The sequence below is a fragment of the Hahella sp. HNIBRBA332 genome (assembly GCF_030719035.1).
Lineage (GTDB): Bacteria > Pseudomonadota > Gammaproteobacteria > Pseudomonadales > Oleiphilaceae > Hahella.
Map to the genome: position 1 here is coordinate 3,990,276 of NZ_CP132203.1, position 20,165 is coordinate 4,010,440.

The following is a 20,165-nucleotide window of genomic DNA, read 5'->3' on the forward strand; positions in this document are numbered from 1 at the left end:
CTCTGTGCTGTTGTTATTGTATTTTCATCCGCTCATTCAGATTGTTACGCCAACCTGAATGAGCGAGGCATGCCTGCTAGGGGCATGGGAAAGTATAACGCTGATGCGCCTCTTCCAGATCCTGCAACACCTCGTTACTGAGGGTTATTTCGCTGCTGCCGATATTCGAGCGCAGCTGCTCCATGCTGGTGGCGCCAATAATGTTGCTGGTGACAAAAGGACGAGAAGTCACGAACGCCAACGCCATCTGCGCGGGGCCGAGTCCATGTTTCTCCGCCACTTCCACGTATGTTTGCGTCGCCAGCTCAGCTTGCGCGCCCAGATAGCGACTGAAACGGCTGAATAATGTAATACGCGCATTGGCGGGACGCTGGCCGCCCAAATATTTTCCACTAAGAATGCCGAAGGCCAACGGAGAATAGGCCAACAATCCAATACGCTCGCGATGCGCCACTTCCGCCAGCCCGACTTCAAAGGTGCGGTTCAATAAATTGTAGGGGTTTTGAATGCTCACCGCTCTTGGCAGTCCAAGTGATTCAGCATACCCCAGATACTTCATCACGCCCCAAGGTGTCTCGTTTGACAGCCCGATGTGCCGGACCTTGCCGCATTTCACCAACTCACCCAGCGCTTCAAGCGTTTCGAGAATGGGCGTGGAGTCCTCTTCTTCCTTGTGCTCGTAACCCAGCTTGCCAAAGAAGTTTGTGTTGCGATCCGGCCAGTGCACCTGATAAAGGTCCACGTAGTCGGTCTGCAAGCGCTTAAGGCTGGCGTCTATGGCTTCGTTGATATGGGCCGCCGTCAAGCGCGGTCCGCCGCGCAGATAACTAAATGAAGCAGCGGGACCAGTAACCTTGGTGGCGATAATCAATTTATTGCGGTCGCTGCGTGTCTTCAGCCAGGAGCCCAGATAGCTCTCCGTGCGCCCCTGCGTGTCCGCCTGAGGCGGCACCGGGTACATTTCCGCCGTATCAATGAAATTAATCCCCTGACCTACAGCATAATCCAGCTGCTCGTGCGCTTCTGCTTCCGTATTCTGTTGCCCCCAGGTCATTGTGCCCAGACATATGGCGCTGACGTTCAGGTCCGTTTTTCCTAACTGACGGTATTGCATGGCATCCCCTTCTGAATAATCACATTAGCGGCGAACAGGCATGCAGCCTGCGAAATATGGCGGCTGACCGCAAACCATAACGGTCGACTGCAAAAATGGCAATCGTCACAAATCTGCAATCTACGATTAGTTTTTCTGTAACTTTGCGGGAGGAAGGTAGTCCTAGCCAAGCCATATTTGTGAGATGCATGATTTTAAAGCACAGCTTGCAGGACATTCAGGGACGAGCCGTTGATGCGGACCGGGAACGTCCGCGCCCCAAAATAGCCATTGTGACCGAAACTTTCTTTCCCGAAATCAATGGCGTCGCCAATACCCTGCGCTATGTAAGCGAGGGATTATCCCGCCAATACCGGGTGCAAGTGGTGCGTCCCGATCAGCCTCTCGGAGAGAAGCGCGAGCTGATTGACGCCATGGAGCATATTCTGGTGCGTGGGCGCCCGATTCCCGGATACGGCGAGCTGAAGTTTGGCCTGCCCTGCCGCCGTCGCTTGTTGAAAGTCTGGCGTCAAGACAGGCCAAGCGCCGTTTATGTGGCCACTCAGGGCCCTTTGGGCTGGAGCGCGGTGAGCGCAGCTACTAGGCTGGGCGTACCAGTGGTCAGCGGTTTTCACACCAACTTTCACAGCTACAGCGCCTTTTACGGATTCGGCTGGCTAACCAAACTCATCACCCGCTACCTGACCTGGTTTCATCACCGCACCTTGCTGACGCTGACGCCGACCCGGCAAACTGCTGAGGCCGTTTCCGAGATGGGGGTGCGCAACACCCGGGTCTGGAGCCGCGGCGTAGATTGCAGCCAGTTCAACCCCTCGCTTCGCTGCCAGAAACTACGCGAGGAATGGGGAGTACGGGAGGAAAGCCCCGTATTCATTTATGTAGGACGCCTCGCCAGCGAGAAAAATATTCATCTCGCGATCGCCGCCTTCCGTCGCGCCCAGCAACAGGTCAGCAAGGCGCGCATGGTCATGGTGGGCGGCGGCCCCCTGCGGGAACGGATCGCCGTCAAGCATCCGGATATCATTCTGACGGGGGTCAAACGCGGCGACGATCTGGCGCGCCACTACGCCAGCGCGGACATATTCCTATTTCCCAGCCTCACCGACACTTTCGGAAACGTGGTCCTTGAGGCCATGGCCAGCGGCCTGGGCATCGTCAGTTTCGATGACGCCGCCGCCCGAGAGCACCTGGAGCATGAAGTCAGCGGCATGTTGGCGCCGCAACAGGACTGCGATGCGTTCTGCCGTCACGCCCTGACGCTGGCGCTGCGTCCGAGCCATCTCAAGCGCCTTCGCGCCGCGGCGCGCGGGCGCGCATTACCGTTGGACTGGAGTCAAATTGTCGATCGTTTCGCACACATTCTTTTGTCCGGAGAAGCCAAAGGGGAGCACCAACATGAATCAGCCAAGAGCCTCAGAGCTGTTTCGCCGAGCTGACGAGCTTGAGCAAAGCATCTGTCGCACCGCCATCGCCTGGGCCAGACGCCGCCGGCTCGCGCCGTTTTTCCGCCTAGTAAGTCGCCTCGGCGACGGAGTGTTCTGGTACGCCCTGATCGGCGTCGTATGCGTCATTGAAGGTTGGGAAACCGGGCGTTTCATGATTATTACCGCCCTCACCTGCACCCTGATCTATAAGCTACTCAAGCTCTGGCTGGTGCGTGAGCGTCCTTTTATCACCCATAACGATATTACTTGCGACGCCAAAGTGCTGGATAAATACAGTTTCCCCAGCGGCCATACTCTGCATGCGGTGTGCTTTACCCTGCTGACAGCGGAAATCAGCCCCGTTCTGGCGCTGTGCGTGCTGCCTTTTACGCTTTGTGTCGCATTATCCCGAGTGGTGCTTGGCCTGCATTATCCCAGCGACGTGCTGGTAGGCGCCGCCATCGGCTTTTCCGTTGGGGCCACGGCCTTGGCCGTATAGGCCTATAGAGCTAGAGAACAGGCTGTATAAAAAAAGCCTAGAGGGCATATGACAAATAATTAACCCTCTCCCCCAGGGGAACGCGCTGGAATCGCCTTCCGCACGCGTTTATCCCATGGACCCTGGGCGAACGATTAAAGTACAATCCCGGTAACGACAAAAAAACGATAGGGATTAACTTTTATTATGCCGCAGGCGACTGCCGACCTATTTTCGTCACCTTGCTTGCAGTTCAAGGGTAGCATGGTTCCCCTAACCACTCTGGAACTGTTGTATTTCGAACCGGATAAATTTTCCGAAGAATTACGGGAAAAGGTGAAGCAAGCTCCCAACCTGTTTCATAACCTGCCTATCGTCGTTGGACTCGAAAAACTGGCTGAAGCCCACTCTCCTCTTGATTTCTCCTTGATTCAAACGCTTTGCGAACAAGAAGGCATTCGCCTGATCGGGGTGAGAACAGATGCGCCGGAACAGACTTCCGCCGCGCAGACTGCCGGGCTGGCGGTGTTTCAACCGTCCCGAGGAACCCGTAACGCAGAAGCGGAAACACCTGCGCAGGAGTCGCCGGCCCCCGCCGCCGCTGAGACCGGGCGGGATGAAGCGCCGCCCCAGCGCATCGCCAATCGCGTCATCACCACGCCCGTCCGCTCAGGGCAACAGGTGTACGCCCCCGGCGGCGATTTGATCGTGTTGGCGCCAGTCAGCGCCGGCGCGGAAATTCTGGCCGACGGCAATATTCACGTCTACGCTCCATTACGTGGACGCGCGCTGGCCGGAGTGCAAGGAGACGTCAGTGCGCGCATATTCTGCCAGAGCCTGGAAGCCGAGCTTGTATCAGTAGCGGGGCAGTATAAAATCAGTGAAGACTTACAGGGCGAGCATTGGAAACAAGCGACGCAAATATGCCTGGACGGGGAAAAGCTGACAATAAAGGCCATGTAGCGGCTGCAAAAAACAGGATCGACGGGTTGCTTTGGGAAAGAGCTTTATAATTTTCAACTTACAGAGATTGAGTGGAAAGGGTTACCAAATTGAGCAAAATTATCGTAATTACCTCAGGTAAAGGCGGTGTAGGCAAAACAACCACCAGCGCGTCGATTGCTTCAGGTTTGTCGAAGCTGGGCCATAAAACGGTAGTCATTGATTTTGATGTAGGCCTGCGCAACCTCGATCTGATTCTCAACTGCGAGCGCCGTGTTGTTTACGACTTCGTCAACGTGATCAACAATGAAGCCAGCCTTAATCAGGCGCTTATCAAAGATAAATACACAGAGAATATGAGCATTCTGCCAGCGTCGCAGACTCGGGATAAAGAAGCCCTCTCGAAAGAAGGGGTGGAGCGGGTTCTGAACGAGCTGTCCGAAACGTTTGAATACATTATCTGTGACTCTCCGGCGGGTATTGAGCATGGCGCCATGATGGCGTTGTATTACGCCGATGAGGCCGTTGTCGTCACCAACCCGGAAGTTTCCTCGGTACGCGACTCCGACCGCATTCTGGGCATCCTGCACAGCAAATCCCGTCGCGCGGAAATGGGTCTCGACCCGGTGAAAGAGCATTTGCTGCTGACTCGCTACAATCCAGAGCGCGTGCAAAACGGCGAAATGCTGAGCGTGCAGGACGTAGAGGAAATTCTGGCGGTGCCGTTACTCGGCGTTATTCCAGAGTCCAAGTCCGTATTGACCGCCTCCAACCAGGGCGTTCCGGTTATTCACGACCAGCAGAGCGACGCGGGCCAGGCCTATGCGGACGCTGTCGCCCGTTTGTTAGGCGAGGATCGCGAACACCGTTTTCTGGACGTGCAGAAAAAAGGCTTCTTCCAACGCGTGTTTGGAGGTAAGGCATGAGCTTCTGGGATTATTTCCGCAGCAACAAACAGGCGACCGCTTCCGTAGCGAAAGAGCGTCTGCAGATCATCGTTGCCCACGAACGATCCCAGCGCAATCAACCGGATTATCTGCCGCAACTGCAACAGGAAATCCTGGAAGTCATCGGTAAGTACGTCAAAATCAACCGGGAAGACATCCAAGTGCAGATTGACCGCAACGATGACTGCGCCGTTTTGGAGCTGAACATCACCCTCCCTGAATGAGATTTCAGCCTGCGCTTCACACAGCTTGACGCGCAGGCTTGCTTCTTACCTCTCGTTTACATCCCCTTTCCCCCTTATATATCTTGCCTGTATCCTGCGCCACTCCCTCCATCCTGGACCCAGTTTAGCCGCCACCTGTAAATGGGCGTTTCTTATCATTTTGACGTTGTCGCAAGTGCTAACATAATTGCCCCACAGCGGCTCCAACCGCTCAGGCATCTTATGGAGAAACAACTATAACAATGCGGCGTTTACATCAGACACTCACTTCCCCGAGACATACCCTCAGCGGCGTTCTGCTTAGCGTCTCTCTACTGTCTACATCGATTCACGCCAGTGCGGAGATCCCAATGGACTCTGAACAATGGCGACTTGAGTTCAATAAAGACGGGGTGAAAATCTTCACTATGGATTTCCCAGGCTCCGACTTCAAAGCGTTCAAAGCGGAAACTGTATTGAATACGCCATTGCGTTCTATTCTGGCGGTCATGGCGGACCCCACTTCCTGCATGAAGTGGGTGCATGGCTGCATTGCCTCAGAAGAAGTGGAGCGCGGCAGCTTCACCAAGCGCTATGCGTATTCCGTGAATGATTTGCCCTGGCCAGTGCGCGATCGTGACTACGTGCTGGAAATCAGTACTCAGCGCGATCCCGCCACCGAGGAAGTGACCATGGATATGTACGCCGTAGATGGTAAAGTGCCGGAAAAGGACAAGTATGTGCGGGTGCATCAGCAAGAAACGCACTATTCGTTCCAGCCCCAGGGTGAGACTCAAACGCGCATGACATGGCTGCAACACACCGAGCCCGCTGGCGCCATCCCCAGTTGGCTAGTGAATTCGCTGATTGTCGACATCCCCTACAAGTCCATGCGCGCCCTGGAGAAGCTGGCCAACAGCGATCCCTATCGCAATGCCCGCGTCCGCTACGATGATGCGGGAAACGTAGTCGGTGTGGAAACCAAGGCCGAACAGTAGCCGAAATTAATTCAGACTTTCTTTCAACACTTTCAACATGTCATAGGTGGTGATGATTCCAACCACCTTCTTATCGCGCATAACGAAAATCCGGTGCAGGTGCTCTTTCATCATCAGCTCCGCCACTTCCGACAAGGGCGTGCTTTCGGTGACATACAACAGGATGGGGGACATAATGTCCCCCACCTCCACCGGCACTTTCACCATTTCCTCAAAAATGAACTGACGCAAGCGGCGGGCTTCTTTTTGCTCCTCCGGCGTCATTTGCGCGTCGTAATTGGTGTCAACGTGATTGAGATGAAAGTCCGCGATATCGGACAAGGTAGCGATGCCAACCACTTCATTGCGGTCGTTCACCACAGGACTGCCGGAAATGCCATTCTGCGCCAGAAACGCGCCGAATTTTTGCATCGTCCAGCTTGCAGGTACTGATTTGATGTGGGGCGTCATGATGTCGCTTGCGACCAGAGTCATCGTCCAAAATCCTCTTCAGGTCGGCGGAATTGTTATCGTTGCGCGAAACATTCTACTCTTCCCCCATAGCCATGCCTAGTTCACAACACGTGAAGAGAGCTTAAATGCTAGAATAACGACGTCTATCGTTTAACGATGTAGTACTAAGCAGGTAAACGTCTCAGTGAAACGCCCAACCCGGCGCAGCCGCGCTATTGATGAACAAGAAAAGGCCGCACGCCGACTCAGCATACTGGAAGCCGCCCGCGCGCTTTACTTACTGCAACCCGCACAGCTGCCGTCAGTGATCAGCATCGCCCAACAGGCTGGACTGGCCAAAGGGACAGTGTATCTTTACTTCAAAACGAAAGAAGAAATCTTTCTCGATCTGCTTGGCGGCCTGTATCAGCAGCTATTGCAAGAGCTGGCGGAGGTCGCCGAAGACAGCGACAAATCTAACGAAGACCTTATCGGCGGGCTGATCAATCAAACAACCCGGTTTGTACAGGAACACCCTCATTTCATGCCCTTGGCTTCTATGACCAGCTCCATTCTCGAACGCAACGTTGAAGCAGAGCGCGTTGCTGACTTCAAAGCGGAACTGATGGGACGCATTCAAATACTGGCTGTCGGATTGCGCCGCCATTTACCGCAGATTACCGAAACTCAATGCCTCAATTTGCTGCTTCACACTAATGCGCTGCTGTTGGGGCTATGGCAGATGCAGAGCGTGCCAGCCCAAGTCAAAGAAGTTCTAAAGCAGCGTAACCTGGACGCACTGGTTCCGGCCTTTGAACCCGCATTACGGGAATCCATGAACCTGCTTTGGCGTGGAGTCCTGCAACCAACCTAATCTATTATTTTGTTATTTCAGGTGCTTCCAAAATTACATGCGTAGGTTATTATGCAAGTAAGGGACATTAAATGACTGTTCGGTTACCGTAGAGAGAAACCCAGTTTTTTAACGTCGAACAATAACCAGACATCAATGGCAGGGAGTGGGTTGTTGATTCAAACCTACATATTCCTCACATATCCTCGCATTCGACCATCAGGCGCGACCTGCGCCAACCACTCCCAGATACGTTGCTGCTCATCAACCGGCAAAGGAAATAAAGCATGGCGCGATCCCGTTCGCAATTGAAGAACTATGTGCTTGACACCAACGTCCTTATCCACGATCCAAACGCCATTCTCAACTTCGAAGAACACCAAGTCGTCATTCCCATTACTGTGCTGGAGGAGTTAGACCGTCTGAAAACCGGCAAATCATCCATTGCCGCCGATTGCCGTCAGGCGATTCGCCTGATCGATAAATTACTGGGGGACGCCACGCCCAAAGAAATAGAGAAAGGGGTCCCTATCGTACGCGTAGCTAAAGGCGAGCCTCTGGGAACCATTTCCATCCTGATGGACCTGGAAGGCACCCATCAGGTGCAGCTGCCTGAAACCCTCAATGATAACAAGATTATTAACGCGCTGGTCACACTCCAGAGCAAGCACAAATCCCGCCCCACCATCCTGGTGAGCAAAGACATCAACATGCGCCTGAAAGCTAGGGCCTGTGGCGTGGAAGCAGAGGATTACCACACTGACCAGTTGATCGACGATATTGATCTGCTGCCTAAAGGCTACCAAGAGTTCAACCATAGCTTCTGGGACAACATCAATAAAGTGGAGACGCTGCAGAAAGACGGACTCACCGAGCACGTTATTCCGCGTCTGCCGGAGTTGAAGGACCTGAATCGCAATGATTTCATCATTGACGAACAAGGGTTCGTGGGGCGCGTTTCCGAATTTCGCGACGATCACATGGTGGTGCGAGACCTGTCTCGCGATAAATTGCTGCAGCAGGAAGCCTGGGGACTGACGCCCCGCGATATCTATCAGGCGGTAGCGCTCCAACTGTTGCTGGACCCGGATATTCACTTAGTGAATCTGACTGGCGCCGCTGGCTCAGGCAAGACCATTCTGGCTCTGGCCGCGGCCATCGAAATGACAGTGGCGAGCAAACGCTACAAGCGCATCATCGTCACCCGCAGCACCCAGGGACTCGACGAGGACATCGGCTTTCTGCCCGGCACCGAGGCGGAAAAAATGGAGCCCTGGCTGGGCGCCATTACCGATAACCTGGAGGCGTTGCATCACGATGATGAAAACATGTCCGCCAGCGTGGAGTATATCCTGCAAAAAGTGCCGATACAGTTCAAATCACTGAACTACATCCGCGGCCGCAGCTTCCAGCACAGTCTGATCGTTATCGACGAGTGCCAAAACCTCACGCCGCATCAAGTAAAAACCATCATCACCCGAGCCGGAAACGGCAGTAAGGTGGTCTGCCTTGGCAACTTGGCGCAGATCGACACGCCTTACTTGAATGCGCCCAGCTCAGGTTTGACTTATATGACCGAACGCTTCCGCGGCTTTAAGCACGGCGCGCACGTTCATCTGCGCGGTGTGCCCAGATCCGCTCTGGCTGAGTTTGCGGAAGCCAACTTATGATTTCTTGATTTTCCCCATTAGATAAGAGGCGGCCGGATTCACTTGTATCCGGCCCGCCATAGCAGTGCGTCCCAGCAGCATACGAAAGCGCATGCTGTCGCGATTGGTTAGCGTCATCTCCACTGGCCAGGCTTGGCCGCCCACCTGAAGCAGAGTGCTGATCACAAAACGCATTTCCCGATGGCCGCCGGAATCCGACACCATTCGCTGATCAATGACGGCTGCATCGCATTCAATGACTTTCTCACTATTCCCCTGAACCGGGTGGATAGCGAAGCGCACCCGAGTTCCCGTCGGCGACTCATAAGACTCCAACTCAAACGCATGCAGCGCGGAAGTTCTCGCTCCGGTATCCACCTTTGCCTTGATTCTGGGGATGCCTAATTCCGGCAACGCCACCCACTCCCGCCAGCCAACCACCAAGCGCTCTTTTCCACTTTGAGGATCGCTTTTCATCGCCTCTTCCAGCTTGTTCACTGCGCCTTCAGTCATTCTCACATCCACTCAACATGCTTCACAGCCACTCCACATTTATTTCGCGCCAGAAAATTTTATTCCGGGGCGTCCATTCATAAACTTTATGCGTAAATAAAATAACCCGAGATACGTAAATCGCAAACAAATAATCCCTTAAAGGAGACCACATGCCGCGAACCCTGCACTGGTTCCGCAACGACCTGCGCACCCGCGACAACCCGGCATTATACGCCGCCGCCCAGCGCGCCCGAGAGCAGAATTCGGAGCTCATCGCCTGCTTTTTGTTGAGCCCGGAGCAATGGCGCAGCCATGACATGGCGGATATCAAGCTGGACTTCATGTTACGCAATCTCAAAGCGCTGCAAGCTGAGCTGTCCAACTTGAATATGCCTCTGTTTATTCTAGACGCTTCCCGATTTGACGAAGCGCCGGCCAAGCTTCTTGCGTTTATGCAGCAGCATCAATGCGACGCATTAACCTTTAATGAAGAGTTCGGCGTTAATGAGAGGCGCAGAGACAAAGCCGTTAAGGCGGCACTGAACGCAGAAGGATTTGAAGCCCTCAAGTTTCGTGATCAAAGCATTCTTCCAGCTGGCTCCATCCGCACCGGTCAGGGAACTCCCTATGCCGTTTTTACCCCTTATAAACGCGCCTGGTTTTCACAATGCCCAGAGCACATTGAACTTTGGCCAGCGCCGGCGAAGCAGCCATCGCCAACGCAAACGCCCACGGGGGATATACCTGAATCCGTCCCAGGCTTTGACAAGGTCTCTTCAGAGGCTTACACCGCCGGTGAGGGAGCCGCCCTGCAGAAGCTGGACGAATTTCTGGAGCAAAAGGTTGACCGCTATCATGAGCAACGAGACTTTCCCGCTATTGATGGCGTCAGCCAACTATCCCCCTACCTCACCCTGGGCGTACTCTCCGGCCGGCAATGCTTTCACGCCGCACAACGACATCGCCATGCATCGCCAAATACCGGCCAAGGCGTGGACACCTGGATAAATGAATTGATCTGGCGGGATTTTTACATTCACATTTTGTATGACTTTCCTCGCATCAGCATGGCGAAAGCCTTTAAGGAAGAAACGGAAAATCTGCAGTGGAGGCGCTCTGACAAAGACTTCCTGGCCTGGTGCGAAGGAAAAACGGGAATCCCCATCGTCGACGCCGCGATGCGGCAGTTGAACCAGACTGGCTGGATGCACAATCGCCTGCGCATGATCTGCGCGATGTTTTTGAGTAAAAACCTGTTGTTGGATTGGCGCCAGGGCGAGCGCTACTTTATGCGCAAATTGATAGACGGCCATCTCGCAGCCAATAACGGAGGCTGGCAATGGAGCGCTTCCACTGGCGTAGACGCTGCGCCTTACTTCCGCATGTTCAATCCGATATCACAGAGTGAAAAGTTCGATCCAAACGGGGACTTTATTCGCCACTATGTGCCCGAGTTGGCCGAACTATCGACCAAACTCATCCACCAGCCCCCGTCTGACGTCAGGATTCGGCTGGGCTATCCCGCTCCGATTGTGGATTTAAAAGCCAGCCGCGAGCGGGCGCTGCAGGCGTTTCGGGGGCTTAAAGACCGGGCCTCATCTGCACACAGCGCATGATGGGTCTTTACGCACCTTGAATTCACGCCACTGCATGGTTTTTCCGTCGAACAACAACAGTCTGCCGGCGCAGGCGTCGCCAAATCCGCTAAGAACTTTTACTGCTTCCAGCGCTTGCAGACTGCCTATAACGCCCACCAGAGGCGCAATGACGCCTGCTTCAGAACAAGTCAGTTGCTGCTCGGACAACATCCCGTAAAGGCAGTGATAACAGGGCGCGTCGTCTCTGCGTGGATCAAACACCGCCAGTTGGCCTTCAGAACGAATCGCCGCACCCGACACCAGAGGCTTGCCGTGACGCACGCAAGCCTCGTTAACCGCTGATCGGGTAGCGAAATTGTCAGTACAATCCAGCACGACATCCACATCCGCAACCGCGGCGGACAATGACTCCTCCTGCAAAGGCCGGGTAATGGTCTCCACGCTGACATCCGGATTGATATCAGCAAGCGCGCGCCGAACGGACTCCGCCTTGTTGACGCCAACGTCTTGCTCTCTATGAGCGATCTGACGCTGCAGATTGGACAGATCCACCGCATCGAAGTCCGCCAGCACCATACGTCCACAACCGGCCGCGCCCAAATACATGGCGGCGGGACATCCAAGACCGCCTAACCCGATAACCAGCGCAGAGCTGTTGCGCAGCGCTTCCTGACCCGCGATATCGAAATCCGGCATCATGATTTGCCGGTTGTAGCGCATCAGCAGCGTATCGTTCATTTCATCCCGCATAGCATCATCCTCCATACCTCGGCGCGCCAGCTCTATACAGGCAAGCGACCCAGAGTGATTCGGTCATGTCCCGCCAAGTCTTGATGAGTTTGTACGTCAACGTAGCCGGCAGCGGCAAAAATTTCACGCACCGCAGCGCCTTGATCGTAGCCGTGCTCCACCGCCAGCAAACCGCCCACCTGCAAATGGCGTTCGCCGCCAGCAGCAATCAGGCGTATGTCCGCCAAACCCTGATCTGCAGCCACCAACGCAGACGCTGGCTCAAAACGCACGTCCCCTTGCTTCAAGTGGACATCCAGGGCGTCAATGTAGGGGGGGTTACTGACAATAACATGGAATCGTTCATTCGCTATTGCCTCGTACCAGTTTGAGCGCAGGCATCGCACGTTCGCCAGTCCAAGCGACTGGACATTGGCCATCGCCAAGTTAACCGCTTCCTGGCTGAGATCCACCGCAGTTAAGCGCCAGTCGGGACGCTCATGAGCCAGCGCACAGGCGATAGCGCCGGTTCCGGTTCCCAAATCCAACAATGTGGCTCCGGTAGGCAGCGCTTCCTCAAGGATCAGCTCAACCAGCAATTCGGTTTCCGGCCGGGGAATCAACGTGGCGGGACTGACTTGAAACTCCAGCGACCAAAATTCCCGCTTGCCGATCAAATGCGCTACCGGCCGACCTGTTTCACGCTCGGCGATTAGTCGCTGATACGCCTGCAAGACGCATTCATCCAACAGGCTGTCGATATGACTGATCAGATAAGTCCGACCTTTCTGCAGTACATGGGCAAGCAGCACTTCGGCGTCCAGCTTGGGACTTTCCGTCTCAAGCCGGCTTTTCGCCCAGGCCAGGGCTTCGTCTATGCGCATAAGTCCGGTCCCGGTTTATCGCTTATTCGCTGATGCTGGCCAGCATTTCCGCCTGATACTCTTGCAACAAAGGCTGGATTACCGGATCAAGATCGCCCTGCACCACTTCCTCCAGTTTATACAAAGTCAGGTTGATGCGGTGATCAGTGATACGTCCTTGCGGATAATTGTAGGTACGGATACGTTCGGACCGGTCGCCGCTGCCCACCAGCGATTTACGGGTCTGAGCCTGCTCTTTCGCCTGCTTTTCCTGGGCGGAGGACAGCAACTTGGCTTTCAGCAACGACATCGCCTTAGCGCGGTTTTTGTGCTGCGAACGCTCGTCCTGACATTCCACGACAATGCCTGACGGTAAGTGGGTGATACGAATGGCGGAATCGGTTTTGTTAACGTGCTGACCACCCGCCCCGGAGGCGCGGTAAGTATCCACACGCAAATCCGCGGGATTAATGTCGACGTCGCCCACTTCCTCGACTTCCGGAAGAATCGCCACGGTGCAGGCGGAGGTGTGAATGCGGCCTTGCGATTCCGTCTCAGGCACCCGTTGCACACGATGAGCGCCGGATTCGAATTTCAGCAAACTGAAGACATTGTCGCCGGCGACGCGACTGATCACTTCCTTATAACCGCCGTGCTCGCCAGGACTTTCGCTGACGATTTCCACCTTCCACTTTTTCAGTTCAGCGTAGCGGGAATACATGCGAAACAGGTCGCCTGCGAAAATAGCCGCCTCGTCGCCGCCAGTGCCTGCGCGGATTTCAAGAAACACGTTGGAGCCATCACGCGGGTCGCGGGGCAAAAGCAGGATCTGCAGGTCTTTCTCTAATTGCTCGCTGGATTCTTCCGCCGCCGCCAATTCCTCTTTCGCCATCTCCCGCATGTCCGCATCACTGTCATTGAGCAGCAGCTTGGACTCTTCAATAGCGTTCAACGCATTCTGATATTCCCGATAGCAATGCACCACCGGCTCCAGCTCCGCGTACTCTTTCGACAACTCTTTAAACTTTTCCTGGACGCTGATGATATCCGGGTCTGAGAGCAGCGCCCCCACTTCCTCATAACGATCTTTCAAAAGATCGAGCTTTAACTTAATCGATTCTTTCATAAACCAATAACCATAGTGAAATTACGCAGTCGACCGAAACGGGGATAGAGGTTGGCCGGATAACGGCCTCAACGGACGCTAATCGTTCTTAACTTTTTCATCCGGAAGCTGAAACAGATCCCGCAACCAGCCGCTCACTTCCTGACGCCCTTCCGCGGAAGCGCGACGAACCTGAACGGTAGGATGGTGTATCAGCTTATTGGTGAGTCCATGAGCCAGCATGCGCAGGACGGATTCGGGGTCGTCCCCCCGGTTAAGCAGTCTGATGGCTTTCTGCAGCTCTGCGTCACGGACGCCTTCCGCCTGGTCGCGAAAGCGCCGCAAAACCGACACCGAATCAAGAGCGCGCAGATGATACATGAAATCCGCAGCGCCTGCCGCAATCAAACGCTTCGCTTCTTCAGCGGCGCCTTCTCGCGACTTCATGTTGTCTTCGATGACCTGACGCAGATCGTCCACGGTATAGAGGTATACGTCGGCGAGTTCGCTGACTTCTTCTTCTATGTCTCTGGGAACAGCAATATCCACCATAAACATGGGTTTATGCTTGCGTCGCTTGAGCGCCTTCTCCACCGCGCCTTTGCCAAGAATAGGCAGCGGGCTGGCGGTGGAAGCGATAACGATATCCGCACGGTGCAGATATTCCGGAATGTCGGAGAGACCTATGGCGCTGCCATGGAATTCGGCGGCCAGATCTCTGGCCCGGGAGAGCGTACGATTGGCGACAATCAGCGAACGCACCCCGGCGCGATACAAATGACGCGCCACCAGTTCGATTGTCTCGCCAGCGCCAATCAACAGAGCGGTATTCTGCGCCATACTGGAGAAAATGTGCGACGCCATGCTCACCGCCGCATAAGCAACAGAGACCGGGTTTTCACCGATGGCGGTTTCAGTCCGCACCCGCTTCGCTACAGCGAAAGCGTGCTGGAAAAGGCGATCCAAGGGGCCGCCTAACGAACCAGCGGCTCTACCGGAAGCATGCGCTTCTTTCATCTGCCCAAGAATCTGAGGCTCGCCCAACACCATAGAATCAATGCCGCTGGCGACGCGCATCATGTGCTGCGCAGCGTCCTCATCATTATATATATTGCAGCAGGCTTTCAGTTCGGTGAGGCTGACTTGATGGTACTGTCCAAGCCACTCTATCAGGCTTATTTCATCCGGTTCTCCCGGCGTGGAGCAGTACAACTCCGTGCGATTGCACGTAGACAGGATCGTGACTTCGTCGATGTCGGGGCGGCAGCGCAGGCGCCCCAATGCATCGGCCATCTTTTCCGGGCCGAACGCCACCTTCTCCCGGATCGCAACCGGGGCGGTTTTATGATTAATACTTATAACAAAAAGCGCCATAACAACCAGGACATCTCCCAAGCCGGCGACCATTTTAACGCGCTGACCGCTGCGCACAATGACTTATCTTAAAAAATATACCGAAATCACGACGGCGAAGTTTTAATCTAGAACAAATTATAGGCGGCCAATCCCGAATTTTCCGCTTCCGGCGCCCTCCCTCAGCTCAGTCGAAAAGCATTGCAAAATAAACTACGAAGAGCAGGATTTACCTCACATCAACAAAGGCTTTGAGCGGTTAACAAGCTTTAATGAATAGAGCTATGCTAAGTAGGAGGTATATGCTAGCTTGTCAGCAAACCTCTCGATAAAACGTCATAAGACCGGTAATAAGATAGTATCAATGAAATATTTGCATCGAGCGCTGCTCAGCGCGGTGGTTTGTGTTGTTTTCCCCGGTTGCAGTCAGATCGCCGGCCTGCAAAAAACACAAGAGGTGACGGACCCCGTCACACAACGCCCCATCCCGGTGCTCCAAGCCTACGACGACTCCGAGCTTGCTCCCGCCCCGGACGAACAATCTCCATATCCGCAACAATTCAGCCGCTCCACGCTGTTGGACTTGCTTACCGCCGAAATCGCGGGGCAGCGTGGCCAAGTTGACATGTTGTTGCAAAATTACCTGAAAGTCGCCCGCGAAACTCGCGACATCGGCGTTATACGCCGGGCCCTCAACGCCGCACAATATATAAAAGATGACGCGGCCATGACCGAAATGACGCTGCTGTGGACCGAAGTGGAGCCAGAGAACGTAGACGCCCACCAATTGGCCGCCTTCCAGCTCATTAAGCAAAAGCAGTATCCAGAAGCGCTGTCTCATATGGAGCATGTGCTGGAACTTGAAGGACCGACAACGTTCGACCGCCTCGCCGTCCATGCCAAAAACCTGACCGACGAGGAAAAGAAAGAGCTGCTCAACCTGTACCAAAAGATCCTGGAGCGCCACCCAGAGAACGGCGAACTCATGTACGGCTATGCCGTGCTGCAGGAAATCAATGGCATGGAGGAAGCCGCTCTCGCCAGTACCGATCCACTGCTGAAGACCTCTCCGGATAATCCGGCGGTGATCGCCTTGCGGGCTCGCCTGCTGAAAAGCGTCAAAGGCGTTGATGTTTCTCTCGCCTATTTGAAAAAGCAGTACGCCAAGCATCCTGATGAAGTACAAGTAGGCGCGCTATACGCCCGCACGCAGATTGAAGCGCACAATTTCGACGCCGCACAGTCTATATATAAAGAGCTGATGAATCGCTTCCCGAATACGCCGCACCTCAAGCTCTCTTATGCGCTGGTCTCTCTGGAAAATCAGCATACACAGGAAGCCCGCAAGCATTTAGAAGAACTGGTCAAGCAAGGGCAGCATCTCAATGAAGCTCACTTTTATCTGGCGCGCATCGCCGACCAGGAAGACAGAGTCGAAGACGCCATCCAGCATTACCAGAACGTGACCCGTGGCGGCCATTACTTCAACGCCCTCGCGCGTTCCGCCTATCTCCTGATCCGCTCAGGCCGCCAAAGCGAAGCGGAAGCCGCGTTCACCGAAGCCCGGGAAAATTTGCCTTCCCAGGCCAGCCAGTTATGGGAATTGCAAATCAATCTCATGTTGGAATTGGATGACCTCGACGCCGCGCTGAAGCTTTCAGACCAAGCGGTAGAGGAGTACCCCGAAGACCTGCAACTGCTGTACGCCAGGGCCATGCTGAAAGACCGTATGGGATTACTGGAAGGTATGGAGGACGATCTGCGCCATATCATTGCGCTTGATCCAGATAACGCCGTCGCACTTAATGCACTGGGCTACACCCTCGCGGACCGCACTGAACGCACCCAAGAGGCATACAATCTGATCAACAAAGCGTTGGAGCTGGACCCCGGCAATCCCGCCATACTTGATAGCATGGGCTGGGTGCTGTTCCGCTTAGGCAAGTCCGGCGAAGCAGTCGGATTCCTCCAGGAAGCCTACTCCAAGTTTCCTGACCCGGAGGTCGCCTCTCATTTAGGTGAAGTGCTCTGGTCCCTCGGCAGACAGGACGATGCAAAAAATATTTGGCGTGAAGCGCTGAACACAAAACCTGATCACCGGCTTCTGAATGAGACCTTGAAGCGCCTGGACGTAGACCTTTAATTCCCTCACAACCTATTTTCGGGCGGGAGCCTCATCCCGCCCGACTGCCGATTCGGCCAAGCCATCCATATAACGGACGCGATAGATGTCAAAAACATTTTCTGGCGGACGCCTTCTTGCCGCCCTGCTTACAACACTGGTCGCTTTAAGCGGTTGTCAGCTAGTTCCCCCCAAAGAAACAACCCTGAATGAACCAAGTGACTGGCCGCAACGCAAAAGCGCCCTACTGGCGTTCGACCACTGGCGACTACAAGGCAAACTAAGCGTACGCAGAGGAGACCGATTGGATAGCGCCCTCATCAATGAGTGGAGCCAGCAGGGTGACCGCTTCGCCATTCATGTTTCTTCTTCTTTATTAGGATTAGGCGCAACACAGATAGAAGGCTCGCCAAAAGGCATCCGCCTTTCACAACCCGATAACGAACCATTATTCTCCGAACGCCCACAGCAACTATTGGAGCACGCTCTCGGATGGTCAATTCCTATTGAGTCACTCCCCTATTGGGTGCGCGGCGTGCCTGACGCGAAAGAGTCTAACCAACTTACATTCAGCGTTGATGGCGAGCTGGTCAGCATCGAGCAGAATGGCTGGTTGATAGAATATGGTCGCTTCAAACAGGTCGGCGACCTGTCGCTACCGGAAAAAATCACCCTTACCAGCGAAGACGCCCGCGTCAAGATGGCCATAACGGAGTGGCGTCCCTAAGCGCCACAGTCTCAGCCGAACAATCACCAGCTTTCATCTACTCACCCTCTATGCGCAACGAAACCCTGACACTAAGCTCTCCAGCGAAACTTAATCTTTTTCTGCACATCACTGGCAGACGCCCCGATGGCTACCACGAACTGCAAACGCTGTTTCAACTGCTGGATTACGGCGACCTCCTGAGCTTCACTCCTAGAGATGATCAACGCATAACGCTGGAGCCAAACCTCCCTGGCGTGCCGGAAGCAGATAATCTCATCATAAAAGCCGCCCATTTACTGAAAGAGCACATGACGGCGACAAGCCCAGCCATGATCGAGCAAATCAGAGGAGTCTCCATTTATATAGACAAGAAGCTGCCAATGGGCGGCGGCATCGGCGGCGGCAGTTCAAACGCAGCGACAACGTTATTAGCGCTAAATAAATTGTGGAATGCAGATCTTGATACCAAGACTCTGGCTGCATTGGGACTAAAACTCGGCGCGGACGTCCCCGTATTCGTCCACGGCTCGACGGCTTTCGCTGAAGGCGTGGGAGACATTCTCCACCCCGCCGACACTCAGGAAAAATGGTATTTAGTCATCCACCCGAACCTTCACATCTCTACCGCTAAAATTTTTTCAGATAAGTGGTTGACAAGAGACACACCAAAAAGCACAATAGCGCCCGCTCTTGAGGGAGATCTCGAAAACCTCCGAAACGACTGTGAAACAGTGGTTTGCAGGATGTACCCAGAGATTCGCGAGGCGATAAATTGGCTAGATCAATTTTCGCCAGCTAGATTAACCGGAACAGGGGCCTGCATCTTTGCAAGCTTCTCCGAAAAAAAGCGAGCGGAATATGTTCTCTCCCAAATGCCGACAAAATATCACGGCTTTGTCGCCAAGAGCATTAATGAGTCGCCAGTTCATTCAGAACTCAAAAAATGGCGTCATCATTAAAACTGATAGCAGAAATGCGACTCCACTGGGGTGTAGCCAAGCGGTAAGGCAGCGGGTTTTGATCCCGTCATGCGTAGGTTCGAATCCTACCACCCCAGCCAACTTCCAAACCCATTCCTTTAAAAATTCATTATTTGCCTAGACGCTATTATGAAGGTACGTCCCGTGTCCAAGTTAATGGTTTTTACCGGCCAAGCAAACCCCGAACTAGCCAAGAACGTTGTTGATACGCTCCATATCCCTATGGGCGCCGCCTCCGTCACCCGCTTCAGCGACGGTGAAGTATCGGTGGAAATCAACGAAAACGTGCGCGGCCGGGACGTTTTCATCATTCAGCCTACTTGTGCGCCCACCAATGATAATTTGATGGAGCTGGTGGTTATGGCTGATGCGCTCAGAAGAGCTTCGGCAGGTAGAATCACTGCAGTCATTCCCTATTACGGTTATGCTCGTCAGGATCGCAGACCCCGTTCTTCCCGTGTCCCCATCAGCGCCAAAGTCGTTGCGGACATACTTACCGGCGTCGGCATCAATCGCGTACTGACCGTCGATCTTCACGCAGACCAGATTCAAGGCTTCTTCCACATCCCAGTGGATAACGCTTACGCCACCCCGGTCATGCTTGACGATATCGAGCGTCGCAATTTTGAAAATTTCGTTGTCGTCTCCCCGGATGTTGGTGGCGTTGTGCGCGCCCGCGCATTCGCCAAGCGACTGGACGACGCCGATCTGGCGATCATCGACAAACGTCGCCCACGCGCCAACGAAGCTCAGGTCATGCATATTATCGGCGAAGTACAGGATAAAGTTTGCATCCTGGTCGACGACATCGTGGACACAGCAGGCACCCTCTGCAAAGCCGCCAACGCACTGAAAGAGCACGGCGCCAGCAAAGTTATCGCTTACATCACCCACCCTGTACTGTCCGGTCCAGCTATCGAGAACATCGAAAACTCCGTACTGGACGAGCTTGTAGTCACCGACACAATTCCATTGAGTGACAAAGCCCAGAAATGTGATAAAATCCGCCAGCTTTCTTTGGCGGGCCTATTGGCCGAATCGATTCGTCGCGTTTGCAACGAAGAGTCGATCAGCGCCATGTTCGGATAATTATCCCGCCATATTCGGGATAAAGCGACAAAGCTTCCTTCAGGGAAGCTTTGTTTGTTTAAGACACCGGCGATTGTCGACC

At 54.2% G+C, this 20,165-nt stretch carries 20 protein-coding genes and 1 tRNA gene; 14 read left to right on the forward strand and 7 right to left on the reverse strand.

The annotated features are described in order from the left end of the window. Positions 1 to 76: 76 nt before the first annotated feature. Positions 77 to 1,114 (reverse strand): NADP(H)-dependent aldo-keto reductase, encoded by a 1,038-nt coding sequence (locus O5O45_RS17620; RefSeq protein ID WP_305900684.1) that lies wholly within the window; start codon positions 1,112 to 1,114, stop codon positions 77 to 79. A gap of 188 nt (positions 1,115 to 1,302) precedes the next feature. On the opposite strand from O5O45_RS17620, the gene O5O45_RS17625 reads away from it, so the two are divergent. From O5O45_RS17625 to O5O45_RS17650, 6 genes are all read left to right on the forward strand, one after another. Beyond that, the gene (locus O5O45_RS17625) at positions 1,303 to 2,550 is read left to right on the forward strand and encodes a glycosyltransferase family 4 protein (protein WP_305900685.1); all 1,248 of its coding nucleotides are present in this window, start codon (positions 1,303 to 1,305) and stop codon (positions 2,548 to 2,550) included. After that, a complete protein-coding gene (locus tag O5O45_RS17630) occupies positions 2,510 to 3,037 on the forward strand; it encodes a phosphatase PAP2 family protein (RefSeq protein ID WP_305900686.1) in 528 nt (175 codons plus the stop codon). Before O5O45_RS17625 ends, O5O45_RS17630 begins: the two co-directional genes overlap by 41 nt. 186 nt (positions 3,038 to 3,223) lie before the next feature. Next, the gene (minC, locus tag O5O45_RS17635) at positions 3,224 to 3,979 is read left to right on the forward strand and encodes a septum site-determining protein MinC (RefSeq protein WP_305900687.1); all 756 of its coding nucleotides are present in this window, start codon (positions 3,224 to 3,226) and stop codon (positions 3,977 to 3,979) included. Positions 3,980 to 4,068: 89 nt separating this feature from the next. Then, complete coding sequence (gene minD, locus O5O45_RS17640; RefSeq protein WP_127972798.1) at positions 4,069 to 4,884, forward strand: septum site-determining protein MinD; 816 nt, start codon at positions 4,069 to 4,071, stop codon at positions 4,882 to 4,884. Beyond that, positions 4,881 to 5,129: a cell division topological specificity factor MinE gene (gene minE, locus O5O45_RS17645; RefSeq protein ID WP_011395660.1), complete on the forward strand. Its 249-nt coding sequence runs from the start codon at positions 4,881 to 4,883 to the stop codon at positions 5,127 to 5,129. Before minD ends, minE begins: the two co-directional genes overlap by 4 nt. A gap of 350 nt (positions 5,130 to 5,479) precedes the next feature. Next, entirely contained in the window at positions 5,480 to 6,106 is a 627-nt protein-coding gene (locus O5O45_RS17650) for an START domain-containing protein (RefSeq protein WP_305900688.1), read from the forward strand. Between the two features lie 6 nt (positions 6,107 to 6,112). On the opposite strand, the gene O5O45_RS17655 is transcribed toward O5O45_RS17650, so the two are convergent. After that, positions 6,113 to 6,580, reverse strand: coding sequence for a CBS domain-containing protein (locus tag O5O45_RS17655; protein ID WP_305900689.1), 468 nt, complete (start codon positions 6,578 to 6,580; stop codon positions 6,113 to 6,115). A gap of 163 nt (positions 6,581 to 6,743) precedes the next feature. Between O5O45_RS17655 and O5O45_RS17660 the strand changes: the two genes are divergently transcribed. Both O5O45_RS17660 and O5O45_RS17665 read left to right on the forward strand, forming a co-directional pair. Then, positions 6,744 to 7,412, forward strand: coding sequence for a TetR family transcriptional regulator (locus O5O45_RS17660; RefSeq protein WP_305900690.1), 669 nt, complete (start codon positions 6,744 to 6,746; stop codon positions 7,410 to 7,412). A gap of 266 nt (positions 7,413 to 7,678) precedes the next feature. Continuing rightward, complete coding sequence (locus tag O5O45_RS17665; RefSeq protein ID WP_305900691.1) at positions 7,679 to 9,061, forward strand: PhoH family protein; 1,383 nt, start codon at positions 7,679 to 7,681, stop codon at positions 9,059 to 9,061. Here the strand turns inward: O5O45_RS17665 and O5O45_RS17670 are convergent. Beyond that, positions 9,056 to 9,517, reverse strand: a complete 462-nt coding sequence (locus tag O5O45_RS17670) for an ATP-dependent zinc protease family protein (protein WP_305906222.1) — start codon at positions 9,515 to 9,517, stop codon at positions 9,056 to 9,058. The two genes, O5O45_RS17665 and O5O45_RS17670, sit on opposite strands and share 6 nt — an antisense overlap. Before the next feature lie 188 nt (positions 9,518 to 9,705). On the opposite strand from O5O45_RS17670, the gene phrB reads away from it, so the two are divergent. Beyond that, positions 9,706 to 11,151 carry a deoxyribodipyrimidine photo-lyase gene (gene phrB, locus O5O45_RS17675; RefSeq protein WP_305900692.1) on the forward strand — a complete coding sequence of 482 codons (1,446 nt, stop codon included), beginning with the start codon at positions 9,706 to 9,708 and terminating at the stop codon, positions 11,149 to 11,151. Here the strand turns inward: phrB and O5O45_RS17680 are convergent. From O5O45_RS17680 to hemA, 4 genes are all read right to left on the reverse strand, one after another. After that, the gene (locus tag O5O45_RS17680; RefSeq protein WP_305900693.1) at positions 11,131 to 11,898 is read right to left on the reverse strand and encodes a molybdopterin-synthase adenylyltransferase MoeB; all 768 of its coding nucleotides are present in this window, start codon (positions 11,896 to 11,898) and stop codon (positions 11,131 to 11,133) included. The two genes, phrB and O5O45_RS17680, sit on opposite strands and share 21 nt — an antisense overlap. 17 nt (positions 11,899 to 11,915) lie before the next feature. Further along, positions 11,916 to 12,746: a peptide chain release factor N(5)-glutamine methyltransferase gene (gene prmC / locus O5O45_RS17685; protein ID WP_305900694.1), complete on the reverse strand. Its 831-nt coding sequence runs from the start codon at positions 12,744 to 12,746 to the stop codon at positions 11,916 to 11,918. Positions 12,747 to 12,768: 22 nt separating this feature from the next. After that, a complete protein-coding gene (gene prfA, locus O5O45_RS17690) occupies positions 12,769 to 13,851 on the reverse strand; it encodes a peptide chain release factor 1 (RefSeq protein WP_305900695.1) in 1,083 nt (360 codons plus the stop codon). 78 nt (positions 13,852 to 13,929) lie between these two features. Continuing rightward, positions 13,930 to 15,204: a glutamyl-tRNA reductase gene (gene hemA, locus O5O45_RS17695; RefSeq protein ID WP_305900696.1), complete on the reverse strand. Its 1,275-nt coding sequence runs from the start codon at positions 15,202 to 15,204 to the stop codon at positions 13,930 to 13,932. Positions 15,205 to 15,547: 343 nt separating this feature from the next. Between hemA and O5O45_RS17700 the strand changes: the two genes are divergently transcribed. The 5 genes from O5O45_RS17700 to O5O45_RS17720 all read left to right on the forward strand — a co-directional run bounded on the left by O5O45_RS17700 (position 15,548) and on the right by O5O45_RS17720 (position 20,083). Beyond that, positions 15,548 to 17,326 (forward strand): tetratricopeptide repeat protein, encoded by a 1,779-nt coding sequence (locus O5O45_RS17700; protein ID WP_305900697.1) that lies wholly within the window; start codon positions 15,548 to 15,550, stop codon positions 17,324 to 17,326. Between the two features lie 85 nt (positions 17,327 to 17,411). Beyond that, on the forward strand, positions 17,412 to 18,032 hold the full coding sequence (gene lolB / locus O5O45_RS17705) for a lipoprotein insertase outer membrane protein LolB (protein WP_305900698.1): 621 nt from the start codon (positions 17,412 to 17,414) through the stop codon (positions 18,030 to 18,032). Positions 18,033 to 18,082: 50 nt separating this feature from the next. Beyond that, positions 18,083 to 18,973, forward strand: coding sequence for a 4-(cytidine 5'-diphospho)-2-C-methyl-D-erythritol kinase (ispE, locus tag O5O45_RS17710; protein WP_305900699.1), 891 nt, complete (start codon positions 18,083 to 18,085; stop codon positions 18,971 to 18,973). A gap of 26 nt (positions 18,974 to 18,999) precedes the next feature. Then, positions 19,000 to 19,074: transfer RNA gene (locus O5O45_RS17715), tRNA-Gln, on the forward strand. 64 nt (positions 19,075 to 19,138) lie between these two features. Next, positions 19,139 to 20,083 carry a ribose-phosphate diphosphokinase gene (locus O5O45_RS17720; protein ID WP_305900700.1) on the forward strand — a complete coding sequence of 315 codons (945 nt, stop codon included), beginning with the start codon at positions 19,139 to 19,141 and terminating at the stop codon, positions 20,081 to 20,083. Positions 20,084 to 20,165: the final 82 nt, after the last annotated feature.

Bases quoted from the DNA above. Each gene is read 5' to 3' on its own strand.
- O5O45_RS17665 (WP_305900691.1), top strand. From the start codon at position 7,679: ATGGCGCGATCCCGTTCGCAATTGAAGAACTATGTGCTTGACACCAAC.
- minC (WP_305900687.1), top strand. From the start codon at position 3,224: ATGCCGCAGGCGACTGCCGACCTATTTTCGTCACCTTGCTTGCAGTTC.
- prfA (WP_305900695.1), bottom strand. From the start codon at position 13,851: ATGAAAGAATCGATTAAGTTAAAGCTCGATCTTTTGAAAGATCGTTAT.
- lolB (WP_305900698.1), top strand. From the start codon at position 17,412: ATGTCAAAAACATTTTCTGGCGGACGCCTTCTTGCCGCCCTGCTTACA.
- phrB (WP_305900692.1), top strand. From the start codon at position 9,706: ATGCCGCGAACCCTGCACTGGTTCCGCAACGACCTGCGCACCCGCGAC.
- prmC (WP_305900694.1), bottom strand. From the start codon at position 12,746: ATGCGCATAGACGAAGCCCTGGCCTGGGCGAAAAGCCGGCTTGAGACG.
- O5O45_RS17650 (WP_305900688.1), top strand. From the start codon at position 5,480: ATGGACTCTGAACAATGGCGACTTGAGTTCAATAAAGACGGGGTGAAA.
- O5O45_RS17700 (WP_305900697.1), top strand. From the start codon at position 15,548: ATGAAATATTTGCATCGAGCGCTGCTCAGCGCGGTGGTTTGTGTTGTT.
- O5O45_RS17670 (WP_305906222.1), bottom strand. From the start codon at position 9,517: ATGAAAAGCGATCCTCAAAGTGGAAAAGAGCGCTTGGTGGTTGGCTGG.
- O5O45_RS17625 (WP_305900685.1), top strand. From the start codon at position 1,303: ATGATTTTAAAGCACAGCTTGCAGGACATTCAGGGACGAGCCGTTGAT.
- ispE (WP_305900699.1), top strand. From the start codon at position 18,083: ATGCGCAACGAAACCCTGACACTAAGCTCTCCAGCGAAACTTAATCTT.
- O5O45_RS17680 (WP_305900693.1), bottom strand. From the start codon at position 11,898: ATGGAGGATGATGCTATGCGGGATGAAATGAACGATACGCTGCTGATG.
- O5O45_RS17620 (WP_305900684.1), bottom strand. From the start codon at position 1,114: ATGCAATACCGTCAGTTAGGAAAAACGGACCTGAACGTCAGCGCCATA.
- minE (WP_011395660.1), top strand. From the start codon at position 4,881: ATGAGCTTCTGGGATTATTTCCGCAGCAACAAACAGGCGACCGCTTCC.
- O5O45_RS17630 (WP_305900686.1), top strand. From the start codon at position 2,510: ATGAATCAGCCAAGAGCCTCAGAGCTGTTTCGCCGAGCTGACGAGCTT.
- O5O45_RS17655 (WP_305900689.1), bottom strand. From the start codon at position 6,580: ATGACTCTGGTCGCAAGCGACATCATGACGCCCCACATCAAATCAGTA.
- hemA (WP_305900696.1), bottom strand. From the start codon at position 15,204: ATGGCGCTTTTTGTTATAAGTATTAATCATAAAACCGCCCCGGTTGCG.